This window comes from Pseudomonas sp. H1_D05, assembly GCF_054682705.1.
The window spans coordinates 2,585,201-2,600,747 of sequence record NZ_CP162825.1 but is presented as its reverse complement, the minus strand read 5'-3'; the positions used below and the strand labels follow the sequence as shown (position 1 = coordinate 2,600,747).

The following is a 15,547-nucleotide window of genomic DNA, read 5'->3' as shown; positions in this document are numbered from 1 at the left end:
AAACCTGTGGCGATAACGGAATAACTGTTCAGATTTTGTTCAATTCAGCCTTTATCCAGTCATCGAGAGCGGGTATCATGCCAACCCTTTTTCGAACTCTCATGATCCGGCCCCACCTCAGGGAAGTCCTATGTCGGCGGTACGCATCGGCCCATACACATTGCAGAACGGCTTGATTCTCGCCCCGATGGCGGGCGTCACCGACCAGCCCTTTCGTCAGCTGTGCAAGCGTTTGGGCGCAGGGCTTGTAGTCTCGGAAATGGTCACCAGTGACATGAGCCTGTGGAACACCCGCAAGTCGCGCATGCGCATGATCCACGAAGGCGATCCCGAGCCCCGCTCGGTGCAGATTGCCGGTGGTGACGCGCAGATGCTGGCGGATGCGGCCCGGGCCAACGTCGAATTGGGCGCGCAGATTATTGATATCAACATGGGTTGCCCGGCAAAGAAGGTCTGCAACAAGGCCGCCGGTTCCGCGTTGTTGAAGGACGAAGCACTGGTGACCGAGATCCTGCAGGCCGTTGTGGCTGCGGTTGATGTGCCGGTCACCTTGAAGATCCGCACCGGATGGGATCGCGACAACAAGAACGGCCTGACCGTGGCGAAGATCGCCGAGCAGGCCGGGATCACCGCGCTGGCAGTGCATGGCCGCACTCGCGCCGATCTGTACACCGGTGAAGCCGAGTACGACACGATTGCCGCGATCAAGCAGGCGGTGTCGATGCCGGTGTTTGCCAATGGCGATATCGATTCGCCGGAAAAGGCCCGTTACGTGCTCGACGCGACCGGTGCCGATGGCCTGTTGGTAGGCCGCGCCGCCCAAGGGCGGCCATGGATTTTTCGCGAGATCGAACACTTCCTGCGTACCGGCGAGAAATTGCCGGCACCGGAGCTGATCGAAGTGGAACACATTCTGCTGGAGCATCTGGCCGCCCTTCACACTTTCTATGGGGATGTGATGGGCGTGCGCATTGCGCGCAAGCATGTGGGCTGGTATCTCGCAACCTTGCCGGGCGCCAGGGAGTTTCGCGCCCACTTCAATCGTTTGGATGGTACGGAAACACAATGCGCCAACGTTCGGGAGTTTTTCGCCGAGCGTTACAAGAGCCTGACAGGGGACGAAGAAGGGGTGGCCGCATGACGATGATGACCGAGACTTTAGTGAGTGGAACAGCACCCGTGAGCGACAACGTGAATTTGAAACAGCACCTCAATACCCCGAGCGAAGAAGGCCAGACCCTTCGCGGGAGTGTCGAGAAGGCGCTGCACAATTATTTCGCCCACCTTGAGGGCGCGTCCGTCACGGATGTGTACAACCTGGTGCTCTCCGAAGTCGAGGCTCCCCTGCTCGAAAGCGTGATGAACTACGTCAAGGGCAACCAGACCAAGGCCAGTGAGCTGCTCGGACTTAACCGCGGCACGCTGCGCAAGAAACTCAAGCAGTACGATCTGCTGTAAGCATTCAATCAAACCAGAAAGGCGCCCGCGTAAAAAACGGTCGCCTTTTTTGCTGACTTCCTTTGCTTTTGATGGAAATTGAGATGACCGACCAGACTACCCGCCTGCCGATCCGCCGCGCCTTGATCAGCGTTTCCGACAAGACCGGGATCCTCGAATTCGCCAAGGAGCTTGAAGCTCTGGGCGTCGAGATCCTCTCCACCGGCGGAACGTTCAAGCTGCTGCGCGACAACGGTGTTGCCGCAGTGGAAGTCGCGGATTACACCGGTTTCGCCGAAATGATGGACGGTCGGGTGAAAACCCTGCACCCGAAAATCCACGGTGGCATCCTCGGTCGTCGCGGTATCGACGACGCAATCATGAGCGAGCACGGCATCAAGCCGATCGATCTGGTGGCGGTCAACCTGTATCCGTTCGAAGCCACCATCAACAAGCCAGGCTGCGACCTGCCGACCGCCATCGAGAACATCGACATCGGCGGCCCGACCATGGTCCGTTCGGCAGCGAAAAACCATAAAGACGTAGCGATCGTGGTGAATGCCAGCGATTACGCCAGCGTCTTGGAAGGCCTGAAAGCCGGTGGCCTGACCTACGCGCAGCGTTTCGACCTGATGCTCAAGGCCTTCGAACACACGGCTGCCTACGACGGCATGATCGCCAACTACATGGGCACCGTGAATCAAGCGGCTGAAACCCTGAGCACTGAAGGCCGCAGCGAATTCCCGCGCACCTTCAACAGCCAGTTCATCAAGGCCCAGGAAATGCGCTACGGCGAGAACCCGCACCAGAGCGCGGCGTTCTACGTGGAAGCCAAGCCTGCCGAAGTCGGCATCGCTACCGCGACCCAACTGCAAGGCAAAGAACTGTCGTACAACAACGTGGCCGACACCGACGCCGCGCTGGAGTGTGTGAAGAGCTTCGTCAAGCCAGCCTGCGTGATCGTCAAGCACGCCAACCCGTGCGGCGTGGCCGTCAGCCCGGACGCTGAAGGCGGCATCCGTCAGGCTTACGAACTGGCTTACGCGACTGACACCGAATCGGCATTCGGCGGCATCATCGCCTTCAACCGTGAACTGGATGCCGAGACCGCCAAAGCGATCGTCGAGCGTCAGTTCGTTGAAGTGATCATCGCCCCGAGCGTCAGCGAAGAGGCTCGCGCCATCGTTGCAGCCAAAGCCAACGTGCGCCTGCTGGCCTGCGGCGAGTGGTCGGCAGACCGCGCAGCCGCGTGGGACTACAAACGCGTCAACGGCGGTCTGCTGGTACAGAGCCGCGACATTGGCATGATCAGCGCCGATGACCTGAAAGTCGTGACCAAACGCGCGCCGACCGAACAGGAAATCCATGACCTGATCTTCGCCTGGAAAGTGGCCAAGTACGTCAAGTCCAATGCCATCGTCTACGCCAAGAACCGTCAGACCATCGGTGTCGGCGCGGGCCAGATGAGCCGCGTAAACTCGGCGCGTATCGCCGCGATCAAGGCTGAGCACGCGGGCCTGCAAGTTGCCGGTTCGGTGATGGCATCGGACGCGTTCTTCCCGTTCCGCGACGGCCTCGACAACGCGGCCAAGGTCGGCATCACTGCGGTGATCCAGCCGGGCGGCTCGATGCGTGATGCTGAAGTGATTGCTGCTGCCGATGAGGCTGGCATCGCGATGGTGTTCACAGGAATGCGCCACTTCCGTCACTGATTATTGCTTGATCGTACCCACGCTCTGCGTGGGCACGCAGCCCGGGACGCTCCGCGTCCCTTGGACGCAGAGCGTCCGTAGAGGCATTCCCACGCAGAGCGTGGGAACGATCAGCCCCCACAGAATTAGCGTCATCCGAGGTTTTTGAAATGAATGTTTTGATCATTGGCAGCGGTGGCCGTGAACACGCCCTGGCCTGGAAAGTGGCTCAGGATCCGCGCGTGCAGAAAGTTTTCGTCGCACCGGGCAACGCTGGCACCGCCATTGAAGCCAAGTGCGAGAACGTCGCCATCGACGTGCTGGCCCTTGAGCAACTGGCCGACTTTGCCGAGAAAAACGTTTCCCTGACCATCGTCGGCCCGGAAGTGCCGCTGGTCGCTGGCGTTGTTGATCTGTTCCGCTCCCGTGGCCTGGACTGCTTCGGTCCGACCGCCGGCGCTGCGCAGCTGGAAGGTTCGAAGGCCTTCACCAAGGACTTCCTGGCTCGCCACAAGATCCCGACCGCCGACTACCAGAACTTCACCGAAATCGAGCCGGCCCTGGCGTATCTGCGTGAAAAAGGCGCACCGATCGTGATCAAGGCCGATGGCCTGGCGGCCGGTAAAGGCGTGATCGTCGCCATGACCCTGGCCGAAGCCGAAGACGCCGTGCGCGACATGCTTGCTGGCAATGCCTTCGGTGACGCAGGTTCGCGCGTGGTAATTGAAGAATTCCTCGACGGCGAAGAAGCCTCGTTCATCGTCATGGTCGATGGCAAAAACGTCCTGCCGATGGCCACCAGCCAGGACCACAAACGTGTTGGCGACGGCGACAGCGGCCCGAACACTGGCGGCATGGGTGCCTACTCCCCTGCCCCGGTGGTCACTGCCGACGTGCACCAGCGCGTGATGGATCTGGTGATCTGGCCGACCGTGCGTGGCATGGCTGACGAAGGCAATGTCTACACCGGTTTCCTCTACGCCGGCCTGATGATCGACAAGGCTGGTAATCCAAAGGTTATCGAGTTCAACTGCCGCTTCGGCGACCCGGAAACCCAACCGGTGATGCTGCGTCTGCAATCGAGCCTGGTGCTGTTGGTTGAAGCCGCTCTGGCGCAAGCTCTGGACAAGGTTGAAGCACAGTGGGATCCACGCCCGAGCGTCGGCATCGTGCTGGCCGCTGGCGGCTACCCGGGCGACTACGCCAAGGGTGCGGCGATCAACGGTCTGGACGCAGCGGCCAGCCTGGAAGGCAAAGTCTTCCACGCCGGTACCGCGCTGAAGGATGGTCAGGTCGTCACTGTCGGTGGTCGCGTACTCTGCGCCACCGCAATGGGCGCTAGCGTCGGTGAAGCCCAGCAGCAAGCCTACAAGCTGGCCGAGGCCATCGACTGGGAAGGTTGCTTCTACCGCAAGGACATTGGCTACCGCGCCATTGCCCGTGAACGTGGCGAAACCCAGGAATAAGCTGTTCATCAAGTCCGGCGGGGGATACCGTTCCTCGCCGGACTGTTCCGCCGCGGCGCATCGTTATATTCTGGCATCAACCTACGAAGGGATTTCGCCGTGCGCTGGCTCAGGATTGCCATAAGCTTCACCGTCACGTTGCTGACCTTGCTCTGCATGCTCCCGGCCCAGGCCGCGCAAGGCAGTGGCTGGTCGGTATTGCTTGACGATCAGGGCAATCTGCAACTGAGCGATATCCGCTCCGCTCGCTACACCAATCAATTCAGCCCCATCGACCTCGACCGCCTCACTGCGGCCGAGCCCGATGGCGCCCTGTGGTTGCGCTTCAAACTGGCGCCGGGCAAGCACGAACAAGTGCTGCGCATCTTTGCCCCCGACCTGTCACAGCTCAATCTCTACGTACTCGACGGTGACAAGCTGATCGAGCAACGCAACACCGGCACCGACCAGCCACAGGCCGAAAGGCCGTTGCCGAGCAGCGACTTCATGCTGCCGTTGCCCCAGACCGACAAACCGCTCGATGTTTATCTGCGCCTGGTCTCCGATCACCAGTTGCGCCCGCACGTCACCCTGCAATCGGCGGTGATGAGCGCGGCCAACCACAATCAGACGCTGATCTTCGGCTTGCTGTTCGGCTGTCTCGCCATGCTGCTGTTGCACAACCTTGTGCGCTACGCCTACTCCCGCTCGCGCAGCAGCCTGTGGCTGGCGGTCTGCGAGGGCCTGCTGGGCCTCAGTCTGTTGCTGCTGCTCAACCTCGCCGGTCCCTGGCTGCCGAACTGGCACGCGGTGCAGACCCCGGGCGCCTATCTGGCATTGCTGCTGACCGCTCCAGCAGGGTTGATGTTCGCCTATCGCTTCTTCGCGCCGCTCGGCCCGCACCCGCTGAACAAACTGTTGATTGGCGACATCCTGTTTATCGTCACCTGCAGTCTGTTGCTGCTGTTCGTCAACACCCTGCCGCTGAACATCATCACCTATGCCCTGGTGGCCCTGGCCGGCCTGAGCATGTTGTTTGTCGCCTTCTATCACTGGCAGAAGGGTTACCGCCCGGCGCGCCTGTTCGTCGCCGCAATGGTGGTGTTCAACATCGGCACCTTGATCATTCTTCCCGCGTTGCTGGGGCTGACACTGGTCTCGCCGCAGGGTCTGATCATGACCCTGATGGCATTCATCTGTATCAGCGGGCTGCTGATGAGCATTGCCCTCGGCGAGCGTCAGCGCAGCATCACCGAAAGTCGTTTCAGCGTCAGCCGCGACCTCGCCGCGAGCAATGCCGAGATCAACGCCAAAGCCGAGTTCCTTGCCAAGATCAGCCACGAAATCCGCACGCCGATGAACGGCGTGCTGGGCATGACCGAACTGCTGCTGGGCACGCCTCTGTCGGTCAAGCAACGCGACTACGTGCAGACCATCCACAGCGCCGGCAACGAATTGCTGACGTTGATCAACGAGATTCTCGACATCTCCAAGCTCGAGTCCGGGCAGATCGAACTGGACGATGTGCAGTTCGACCTCAATGCCTTGATCGACGACTGCCTGAGCATCTACCGGGCCAAGGCCGAACAGCAGAACGTCGAACTGATCAGCTTTATCCAGCCGCAAGTACCGCGGGTGATCAGCGGCGACCCGACCCGCCTGCGCCAGACTCTGCTGAGCCTGCTGGAAAACGCCCTGAAGAAAACCGATGAAGGTGAAGTGCTGATCGTCGTCGCCCTCGACGAGCGCAGCAACAAACCGCGTCTGCGCATCGCCGTGCAGGACAGCGGTGAACCGATGGAGCAGGAAGAACGCGACGCACTGATGCACGCCGAACTGCACAGCAAGCACTTCCTTTCGGCCAATCGTCTGGGTGGCAACCTGGGGCTGGTGATCGCGCGACAACTGATCCGCTTGATGCATGGCGAGTTCGGCATCAAGAGCGGCGCCAATCAGGGCAGCACGTTATGGCTGACTTTGCCGCTGGACCCCGACCGCCTCGAACACCCGACCTCCGATCTCGACAGTCCGCTGCAGGGCGCGCGGGTCCTGGTGGTCGACGACAACGACACCTGCCGCAAAGTGCTGGTCCAGCAATGCAGTGCGTGGGGGCTGAATGTCAGCGCCGTACCTTCAGGCAAGGAAGCGTTGGCTCTCCTGCGGACCAAGGCGCACCTGCGTGATTACTTTGATGTGGTGTTGCTCGATCAGAACATGCCCGGCATGACCGGCATGCAGCTCGCGGCCAAGATCAAGGAAGACCCGAGTCTGAACCACGACATCCTGCTGATCATGCTCACCGGCATCAGCAATGCACCGAGCAAGATCATCGCGCGCAACTCGGGGATCAAACGCATCCTCGCCAAACCGGTGGCCGGCTACACCCTCAAGACCACCCTGGCCGACGAGCTCAACCAGCGCAACAAAGGTCAGGTGGTGTTCCAGCCGCAAGTGGTCACCCCGGCCACGGCGGCGAAAGTGCCGAGCGATTTCCGCATCCTCGTCGCCGAAGACAACACGATTTCGACCAAAGTGATTCGCGGCATGCTCGGCAAGCTCAACCTGCAACCGGACACCGCCGCCAACGGCGAAGAAGCCCTGCAAGCGATGAAAGCCCAGCGTTACGATCTGGTGCTGATGGACTGCGAAATGCCGATCCTCGATGGCTTCTCGGCGACCCAGCAATTGCGCGCCTGGGAAGTCAGCAATCAACGCATTCGCACGCCGATCGTGGCGTTGACGGCGCATATTCTCGCCGAACACAAGGAGCGCGCGCGTCAGGCCGGGATGGATGGGCACATGTCCAAGCCGGTCGAGTTGTCACAATTGCGCGAGCTGATCGAGCACTGGGTAGCCGAGCGTGATCAGCAGAACCGTGCCACGACGCCCACCTCCTGAGCCGACAGACCCCGTAGCGCCTGATAGACTCCCCCACGAATTCCCTCGCCAGTGAGCTTGCACCATGCTCCATGTGTTGTTCAGCGTTTACCTGAAGATGCTGGTGCTCTACAGCCCGTTCTTCGTGCTGTCGTGCTTTATCAGCCTGACCCGCGGTTATTCGCGCAAGGAACAACGGCGGCTGGCCTGGAAAGTCGCCGTGGCCACGCTGGTCTCCAGCGTTTTACTGTATTTGTTCGGGCGGGTGATTTTCGATGTGTTCGGCATCACCGTGGATGCCTTTCGCATCGGCGCCGGCAGTGTGCTGTTCATTTCGGCACTGGGGATGGCGCAGGGCAAACCGGCGGTACAGGCCGACAATGTGCAGCAGGACGTCACCATCGTGCCGCTGACCATCCCGCTGACGGTCGGCCCGGGCACCATCGGTGCCTTGCTGGTAATGGGCGTCAGCCAGCCGCACTGGGACGACAAACTCACCGCGATCATGAGTATTGCCCTGGCCAGTTTCACCGTCGGCGTGGTGCTGTATCTGTCGAATCGTATCGAGCGGATTCTGGGCGATCAGGGCTTGCAGATCGTCAGTCGTTTGATGGGATTGTTTGTTTGCGCCTTGGCGGCGCAGATCATTTTTACAGGGGTCAAAGGCTATTTGGTGCCCTGAACAAGCGCATCGAATACGTCCGTACACTTCTTGCAAAGGGCCGTGAATTTACTCTTCACGGCCCTTTTACTTTCTACATCGGTCGTTGACTCAAAGCGCTGCCTCGATCAGCTCGTTCAGACTGACCACGGCATTAGCGCCCTGTACCTGCGCAAAACGCTGCAACCAATCAGCGAGAGTAAACGTGCAGTGGACCCGCTCATCGAGCCGGACTGTTATTTCCATTGGCGTGTTTTCCTCGCCGCCCTGCGGCTCGACATTGCGCACAATCAGCGTGCTTGCACTGTCCGGGTCGGCAATCACCAGATGCCCTTCAACCCGCGACATCAAAAGGCGCGCGCAGTCAGCCATGTCGAGGAACAGCAGGTTCGTGCCCGGACCATCGTCGTCCGCTGCCAGCCGCGTATCGACCACGATGCAGTCCAGACGCTGCCAGGTTTCGTCGGTGATGCGATACCCGGTCTCCCGGGAACCGAAGGCCAGAATCAGTGTGTCGATGCCATCGGGCAATAATGCGCAGATATCGGTCACCTCATCGCTCAAGGACAGGGACAACACCTCGCCTTCGCGGTGCGCGTGGCAGCCCGGAATCCAGACAGGATCAGGATCGACCGGGCCTGTGCTGAAGACAAGTCCGTCAACTGCGTCGAATAGCAGCGCAGCGGTGTTTTGGCGCGTGCCAAGAAACGTCGGCCACTGTCGCGCATGGCGCCCGGCGACCTCAAACAAGCGATCCGTTGCAGGCAGGTAATATGTGTAGCGCGTGCCGGTATGTTCGACCGGCAGGACCTGCGCGTGGACCTGCCCCGCGAGCAGTGCTTTCAAGCGCGTACGCCACTGCTCGGCCGTCTGCCCCTGCACGTGCGACCAGCGATTTTCCACGCTGATGATCCGCGCTGGCTGCTGATCGTGCAGTTCGACATTGACCCCGTCGCGGGTTTGCCCGAGCAGACCTTGTCCATGCCTCAGCACGTGAACAAATGACCACTGCGGCCAGATCTTTTCTGCCATGGGCAACTGCCCGGGGCTCACGCGCTGCGGCCCAGCAGCAAACGCGACGCGCAATGCCTCGATGGCAATCGTCGGCTGGCGATAAAGCCGCCCGGTCGAACCCTCCAGCAACCATGCGGCCTGTTTGTCCGGCGTCAGTCCCAACGGCGTCAACTGCACTTCAGGTCCGATGTTCGACACGACGAATTGCTCCTCGATGCACCACGCCGGCAGAAATGCATGACCCGCCCCATTGCCCAATCCGATGAGCGGAAAAGGTTCGGCTTTGTAGACTTTTGCCAGCGCCGGCAAGGCGTCCAGCCAGTCGGAGTTGAGCTGTAGCCAGCGCTGGCCGAGGCCGGCAAATTTCAGAATGTTCGGCGTGGGAATGCCGTCCGTCCACTGCTCATCTTTGATGCTGGTGTCGACCTCGAAGAGGCGGCCGTCGGCCTTGGTGGCAATGTAGCTTCCGTACGTTTGGGTGACGTCGACAATATCGCGCTCGATGACCCGATTGATAAATTGCCCCACCCTCGGCTCCACCCCTTGACTGATGGTCTGCGCTTGCTTGCTGTAGAACAGCAGCGCACCGCTCTGCGGATCGGCCGGCATCAACATGACCATGTCCGCCTCACTGCCCAACCCCGCCGAAAAATAGTGGCCCGTGCGTTTGTTGACCCAGGCACGCCGGCGCAATCCTTCGAAGTAGTAGGTGCGCGCGTAAACGAACGCTGCATATACCCAGGTGCTGATGGCATTGGCCATGCCCGGGGTTTCATCGTTATACGCGCCGAAGGTCGTGAAGTGATGCAAGTCGCCCTGCCCGGGACGCGCGGTGGGTTTCTCGATAAACGATGACTTGATGCCCGTCAGGACCACGGCCGCATCGCTGAGGCGATACTCCAGTGTGGTTTCGGTTTCAGTTATCCGGGCGTCGATCAGCAAGCGTTGCAACACTCGCAAACTGCCATCGGCGTCCTGGACACAACCCATGATGTGCGACCCGCTCGCGGGGTTCATCAAGCGGTAGCGATGCACGACCGTGCCGGTGATCGCGTCGACACGCCAGACCGTCGCCCGTTGCGGATGGTAGAACCAGGCATGGCGGGCACTGGCGCCGCCCAACAGCAGCCCCTCGTTCACCGCGCTCGGCAGATTGCGTGCGTACAACAGACGGTCACTGGTCGCGTCATACCAGGCGGTGGTCACCACCATGGTGGCGGCGGGCATGCGGAATTTGTACAGCGCCACAGCATTTGCGACCAATTGGCCTTCGCGGGCGTGCTGGCGCAGCATCGCCAGTATTTGCGGCAGGCGGCTTTGCTCATCAAGGGTGACCGACTGTAAGCGAAGGCAGCGCTCCCACCCATCGACCCGGAACAGGCCCTCGGCCAGTTCGATCAAGCCATCGAAAACCGACAGCAACGTGCCGTCAACCATCAGTTGGACTTCATCATCATTTTCCCGATTCGGGGCGGCAAATCTGACCTGTTCCAGGCAAGCCCAGGTCGCCTGCACGATCCACTTGGCTGGGCCATGAAATCTGACCGCCACAATGCCGGGTACCAGACGCACCTGATAGTGCCCAGCAGGAGCGGTGATCGCGTAGGAAATTTTGTTCTGCACTGGCGCTTCCAGCGTCGGCACCACCAACTGGCGTACCTGACTGTCCAGCACCACGCTGATGTCTGTCGGTTGATAGACCGGATGCAGCGTGTACAGAATGTGCGGCAGCGACGGGTTGCTGGTGAGATAAAAGCGCCGGTTTCCATGTTGGTCATACTCCAGCGTGTCCGCCATGCGATCCGTCACTTGCGGGTAGCGGGTTTCAGCAGGGATATCGCCAGCGTCCCCGACCTCGCCGGGAAGGGGGTCGTAGGTGTACCCGCCCAGCCCCTTCAACTGATACTCGTAACCGTAATGGCAGATCGGCGTGCACGGCAGCACCAGCGTCTCGAGCCTGTCGGTTTCGTCGCGGTAAAGATGAACGACCTCGGGCAGCCCCAGTGCCTGGCGGATATCGAGGGACAGGTGAATAGCCTGCGGGTCATCGTTGTACTGCGGCAGCTCCAGTGGCCCGCCCGTCCAGGGGTAAAACTTCTGGCTGTCGAAGCGCACGTCATTGGTTTGCAGGTTCAGACTGACGATGACCGCCTCTGCGGGAAATTGCAGCACGCCATCCTTCAAGGTGTAGGCACCGCGCCGGTAAGCATGACCGATCGCCCGCAGATGATTGCCCACCGCCGTCGCCTTGTCCCTGATCTGTCCCAGGTTGCTGGCAATCGCCGTCACCCCAATGCCGACACCCAGCAGCGGCACCGAGAGAACGGCCGCTGCCGTGCCCACCGCCCCGCCAGCCGCCAAAGCAACAACATCCAGCCCCAATGCCGCAACGTTGAATACCAGTGAGGTGGAGAACCGCGAGCGTTGCTCGTGGTTCTCGGCCACCGACAGGTTGTGGAGATCGAAGCCGATGTTGGCGAGCGAAAATACCAATCCGCCTGCCGTGGTGGCACGCCCCAGCACACGCCCGGATAACGACGACTGACCAAGCGTCAATGCCCGTTCGCTGGCCGCCACCTGACGCACCAGATTGATCGTCTGGGCCGTGTCGCTCAATACGCCGAAACCCAACTGCGCATAGTTGAAATAGACCTGCACTTGCAGGGCTATCGACAGAACCGGCGCCCGCTCGCCATCAGCCTGATAGTCACGATGGCGCATTTCAGTGACCAACGCCTGGATCGCGAAGGCGAAACTCAGACGACTGCCGCCGTCGGCTTCGACCACGGCACTCGGCTTGCCCGTCAATGCGATAACCAAACGTTGAAGATGTTTTTTAAGCCTGTCGAACCGCGCATCGGCGGTGCCGACCGTCAGTGATCTGGCCGGGTTTTGCACATCCACCAGCGTCAGCGAATAACCCGCGTCCGGGTTTGCCTTGAGCGTTTCCAGCAGCGGCAGATAGTCGCGACCCAATGTGTGTTCAGCGCGTAATTGCCGGGTCGCCTGATCAAATTCCTGCGCCCAGTAACGCGCGTCCAACTGCGCGAGGCTAGCCCCCAGCCGCGCGTTTTCACTGAGTGAGCGCGTGCGTGCGACAGCTTGCCTGGCCCAGATCGAAGCCGCCTGAGGATCGGCGAGCGCTGCGGTTTGCAAAAAACTCTCGACGCGCAACCCGGACGACAATGTCCGCTCGGCGAGCGCTACGGTGTCCAGTTCGATTACATCGAATTGCGCAGTGCCGATGTCAGTCAGGCCGTACAACTTCGCCAAAGTGTTGCCGTCGTCACTTAAATAGCGTGCCACGCCCTGCTTCATTTCTGCGCTGGCGGCAAATCCATAAATCGCAAAATTGGGATCATAAAAGCGATAGAACGTTTGCTCATCCACTTGCACTTTGGCTACCAGCAAAGCGTGATTGCCTGTATCGAGCAGCAGGACGCCGGGGGCGGTTTTCGCTTCCAGTGTCTGCATCACGCTGTCGAGGTTTTGCCGGCCACGAGCCTGTCCGATCGCACGCCCGGAGACCTCGCCCAGCTCATCCAGCGCACTGAGCAACGCCCGCGAATCTACGTCTTGCGGCCTCAGGCTGGCATTGGCCACACGTCCGATCAGTGCACGCTCGGCCAACCCGCCAGCACCCACGGCGGCGGCCATCAACAACGCCAGCGGATAGCAACGGCGTCCCGGGTCGCCCGTGCTGCGCCTCAACAAATCCTGCGGCAGTTGCCTGACGGACACGGCGCCGGACTGGAACAACGCCTCCCGCACCTGGCCACCCCGCTTGAAAATGTGCCGGTGGTATTCACGCTGCGCCGTGCGATTGATCTGTCCGATGCGCTCGCCCCACTGTTTCAGCGTCAGCGGTTCGCTCATCGCCAACGCCTTGAGTTCGCGCGCCGTGTGCGTGCTGTGGATGCTCGCGCCGGCAAGCCCCGCCTCGAAGCTCGGCGATGCCTGCTGAATCAGGGCCTTTTCGATCGCGTGGTAACGGGCGAACAAACCGCCCTCAGCGGTTTCCCGAGCGATGTCCATAACGCTCTGCCAGACCGGGGCAAACCCGGCGGCATCCAGGCTGTTTGCCCCCAACATCCCGCCAAGGATGACGCGTTGCAACGGGCTGAGTTGCTCAACCGCCAGCGAGCCATGGGCAACGAGGGTGAACAACTCATTGAGATTGCGGGTAGGCTCCGCGCCATGGGAAAGCGGAATCGCACGGACTGTTTGCGCGCGAATCTGCTCACGGCTGTCGAAACCGATGGAGATCGCTGAATTGAACGTCATGTCGCCGCTCAACTTCTCCTGCATCGCGCGCAGGAAGGGCTCGCCCAGATCGTCCATCAGTGGCTGCAATACCGAGGTCAACATCACCGGTTGGCCTTCGATGACCGGCCAGCCCTGCTTGAAGGTTAGCGTGTGCGCTTTCAGCAGATCCGCCAGTTGGCCGACGTAGCGCGATTTCAGTTTGCCGTTCTGCCACTTTTCCCGCTCCTCAAGCAACCATTGCTCGGCCTTACCATCGACGGTCCAGCCGGAGATCATCTCCTCCTCGGTGTGGGTGTTGTAGCCTTCGAGCAACTTCAGGCGCTCACGGATCTGCACATGTCGATCGGGTTGCAGGTGCTGCTCTATGTATTTGAGCAGCGCGGCCGCGGCGGCCCCCGGGCCGGTCAGGGTGATGGTGCCGCGGGCTTCAAGGCGAATGCCATCGCGGTAATAGGTAAAAATCGCGTCGATCAATCTGGAGCGGAACACCTCGCCTTGCGCTTCAGGCAGTTTGCCCTGCGCCTGAGCTTCGTTGACCACATTCTCGACCACATCAAACATCCGTGCCTGATCCGGCGCGTCGATGCCGGCGAGCGCCGCACGCCGCTCCACTTCCAGCAGACAGTCATAATTGAGGCGGATCATCTGCATGTACGCCAGGGTCATGGCACTGCCGGGATGGGCCAGCATGTGCGCATTCATTTCCGCCCAGTCCGGCAAGCCATAGGCCGTGCCCAAACGCATCGAGTCCTGCGGCACCGCGTGATCTTGCGGTGCGACAAAGATCTCGCTTAGCCGGTGTTGCTCACGGGCAAACGCCGTCAATGCCTCGAGGTGTTCGGGCGGGATTTTGTCAGTGCGGTCGAGATACCGCTGGCGGTCGCGTCCCGGCATCAACGCTTCATTGTGGTTCAACAGCAACTGCAAAATGCCGATTCGGCCTTCTTCGCCGACGCTGAGAATATCGACGCCGGCCAGCGTGTCCGCCAGTGGCGGCAAGTAATCCATGTCACTGTAACGGCCACCTTCGAGGTATTCGGCCTGCAGGCGCACGACATCGCTCGCTGCGGCAAAATTGCCGCGCATGGCCACCTCGCGCTGATAGACATCCTGCAAAAAGTGCCCAGCAAATTCGTCGCCGACATCGCGCAATTGCAGGTCCGCTCCGAGCATCGCCTGATGCGTCTGCAGGCAGCGCTGGCGAAAGGCTTCAAGCGTCGCCCGATCCTTGCCGTAGGCACGCACCATCAAGTCGATCCGCGCTTCGTCGGCTCGCCCCCGCCACTGGGCTTGCTGAAGGTGGGCGAACATCTGCTGCTTCAACACCCGCGCACGGTCTTCGATCATCTGCGACAACTGAAAAGCCTTGCTGACCTTGTCACCGCCCGACTCCAGCGCATCCACTCTGGCGCTGTCGAGGATCACCCGGTTCATTTCAAAGGCCAGCAACGCATCACTGTCGTACCAGAGGTTGAAGCGGTAACCCTGCGGCTCCAGCACCTGGCGCCAGATGTTCATGTAGTCGCGCTGATTGGCCCCGACTTCACTGCCGCCGACCCAGACAAAGTGCATGATTTTCGCCACGGGCCTGGCCACGCCATGGAGCATGGCGTGTGTGTCCTCCAGCCTGGCGACAGACTTGACCAGATCCGATCTGATCTGGCTGATGGCTTCGGAAAGGGGCTGAGTCCTGCGTTGGAGCAACGACTCCAGCGCCTGCTGAAACAGCTTGATCAACAGCAGTCGCTGCGGGTCATCAGCGGCTTGTCTGGCCAGTTCATAGTGCGACAGCAACACCTTGTATTCAGCGCTGCCGGCAAACTCGCTCAGCGCCCGCTGCAGTTGCGAGAAATCTTTGGCGGAAAGGATTTCGTACGGCTTGTTGGTTTTCATCGTGGCACTTCTTCAATAACGGCTTCGTTCGCCACGAAACTATTGAACTGGAGTACCACGCTCAAACCCGAACAAACTCAAACGATGTCCAGTGAAACAGCCAATAACACTCGGGGTTTGCGCTTGAACCATGTGGCAATGAATTGCCTGGTTTCTTACCGGCGCACAAACGCACAAGGCCGCCAATCCAGAAGATTGGCGGCCTTGTGTTCGAGCGGAATGATTCAATCAGAAGCGTTAACCGGATATCACGTCTCACGCAG

7 protein-coding genes are annotated in these 15,547 nt (G+C 60.5%); 6 read left to right on the top strand and 1 reads right to left on the bottom strand.

Annotated features, from left to right (window positions below; all coding sequences use genetic code 11):
* Nucleotides 1-130 precede the first annotated feature (130 nt).
* The 6 genes from dusB to AB4O11_RS11630 all read left to right on the top strand — a co-directional run bounded on the left by dusB (nt 131) and on the right by AB4O11_RS11630 (nt 8,132).
* The gene (dusB, locus tag AB4O11_RS11655) at nt 131-1,141 is read left to right on the top strand and encodes a tRNA dihydrouridine synthase DusB (RefSeq protein WP_186620946.1); all 1,011 of its coding nucleotides are present in this window, start codon (nt 131-133) and stop codon (nt 1,139-1,141) included.
* On the top strand, nt 1,138-1,458 hold the full coding sequence (gene fis, locus AB4O11_RS11650) for a DNA-binding transcriptional regulator Fis (RefSeq protein ID WP_003221275.1): 321 nt from the start codon (nt 1,138-1,140) through the stop codon (nt 1,456-1,458). Before dusB ends, fis begins: the two co-directional genes overlap by 4 nt.
* 83 nt (nt 1,459-1,541) lie before the next feature.
* On the top strand, nt 1,542-3,149 hold the full coding sequence (gene purH / locus AB4O11_RS11645; RefSeq protein ID WP_007914589.1) for a bifunctional phosphoribosylaminoimidazolecarboxamide formyltransferase/IMP cyclohydrolase: 1,608 nt from the start codon (nt 1,542-1,544) through the stop codon (nt 3,147-3,149).
* A 149-nt stretch (nt 3,150-3,298) separates the two neighbouring features.
* Nucleotides 3,299-4,594 carry a phosphoribosylamine--glycine ligase gene (gene purD, locus AB4O11_RS11640; protein ID WP_460130701.1) on the top strand — a complete coding sequence of 432 codons (1,296 nt, stop codon included), beginning with the start codon at nt 3,299-3,301 and terminating at the stop codon, nt 4,592-4,594.
* Nucleotides 4,595-4,693: 99 nt separating this feature from the next.
* Nucleotides 4,694-7,471 (top strand): hybrid sensor histidine kinase/response regulator, encoded by a 2,778-nt coding sequence (locus tag AB4O11_RS11635; protein ID WP_099757885.1) that lies wholly within the window; start codon nt 4,694-4,696, stop codon nt 7,469-7,471.
* Nucleotides 7,472-7,535: 64 nt separating this feature from the next.
* Nucleotides 7,536-8,132, top strand: a complete 597-nt coding sequence (locus AB4O11_RS11630) for a MarC family protein (RefSeq protein ID WP_025111770.1) — start codon at nt 7,536-7,538, stop codon at nt 8,130-8,132.
* Between the two features lie 90 nt (nt 8,133-8,222).
* Here AB4O11_RS11630 and AB4O11_RS11625 read toward each other — a convergent pair whose 3' ends face one another.
* Entirely contained in the window at nt 8,223-15,284 is a 7,062-nt protein-coding gene (locus tag AB4O11_RS11625) for a TcdA/TcdB catalytic glycosyltransferase domain-containing protein (RefSeq protein ID WP_460130699.1), read from the bottom strand.
* Nucleotides 15,285-15,547 lie beyond the last annotated feature (263 nt).

Bases quoted from the DNA above. Each gene is read 5' to 3' on its own strand.
- AB4O11_RS11630 (WP_025111770.1), top strand. From the start codon at position 7,536: ATGCTCCATGTGTTGTTCAGCGTTTACCTGAAGATGCTGGTGCTCTAC.
- fis (WP_003221275.1), top strand. From the start codon at position 1,138: ATGACGATGATGACCGAGACTTTAGTGAGTGGAACAGCACCCGTGAGC.
- AB4O11_RS11625 (WP_460130699.1), bottom strand. From the start codon at position 15,284: ATGAAAACCAACAAGCCGTACGAAATCCTTTCCGCCAAAGATTTCTCG.
- dusB (WP_186620946.1), top strand. From the start codon at position 131: ATGTCGGCGGTACGCATCGGCCCATACACATTGCAGAACGGCTTGATT.
- purH (WP_007914589.1), top strand. From the start codon at position 1,542: ATGACCGACCAGACTACCCGCCTGCCGATCCGCCGCGCCTTGATCAGC.
- purD (WP_460130701.1), top strand. From the start codon at position 3,299: ATGAATGTTTTGATCATTGGCAGCGGTGGCCGTGAACACGCCCTGGCC.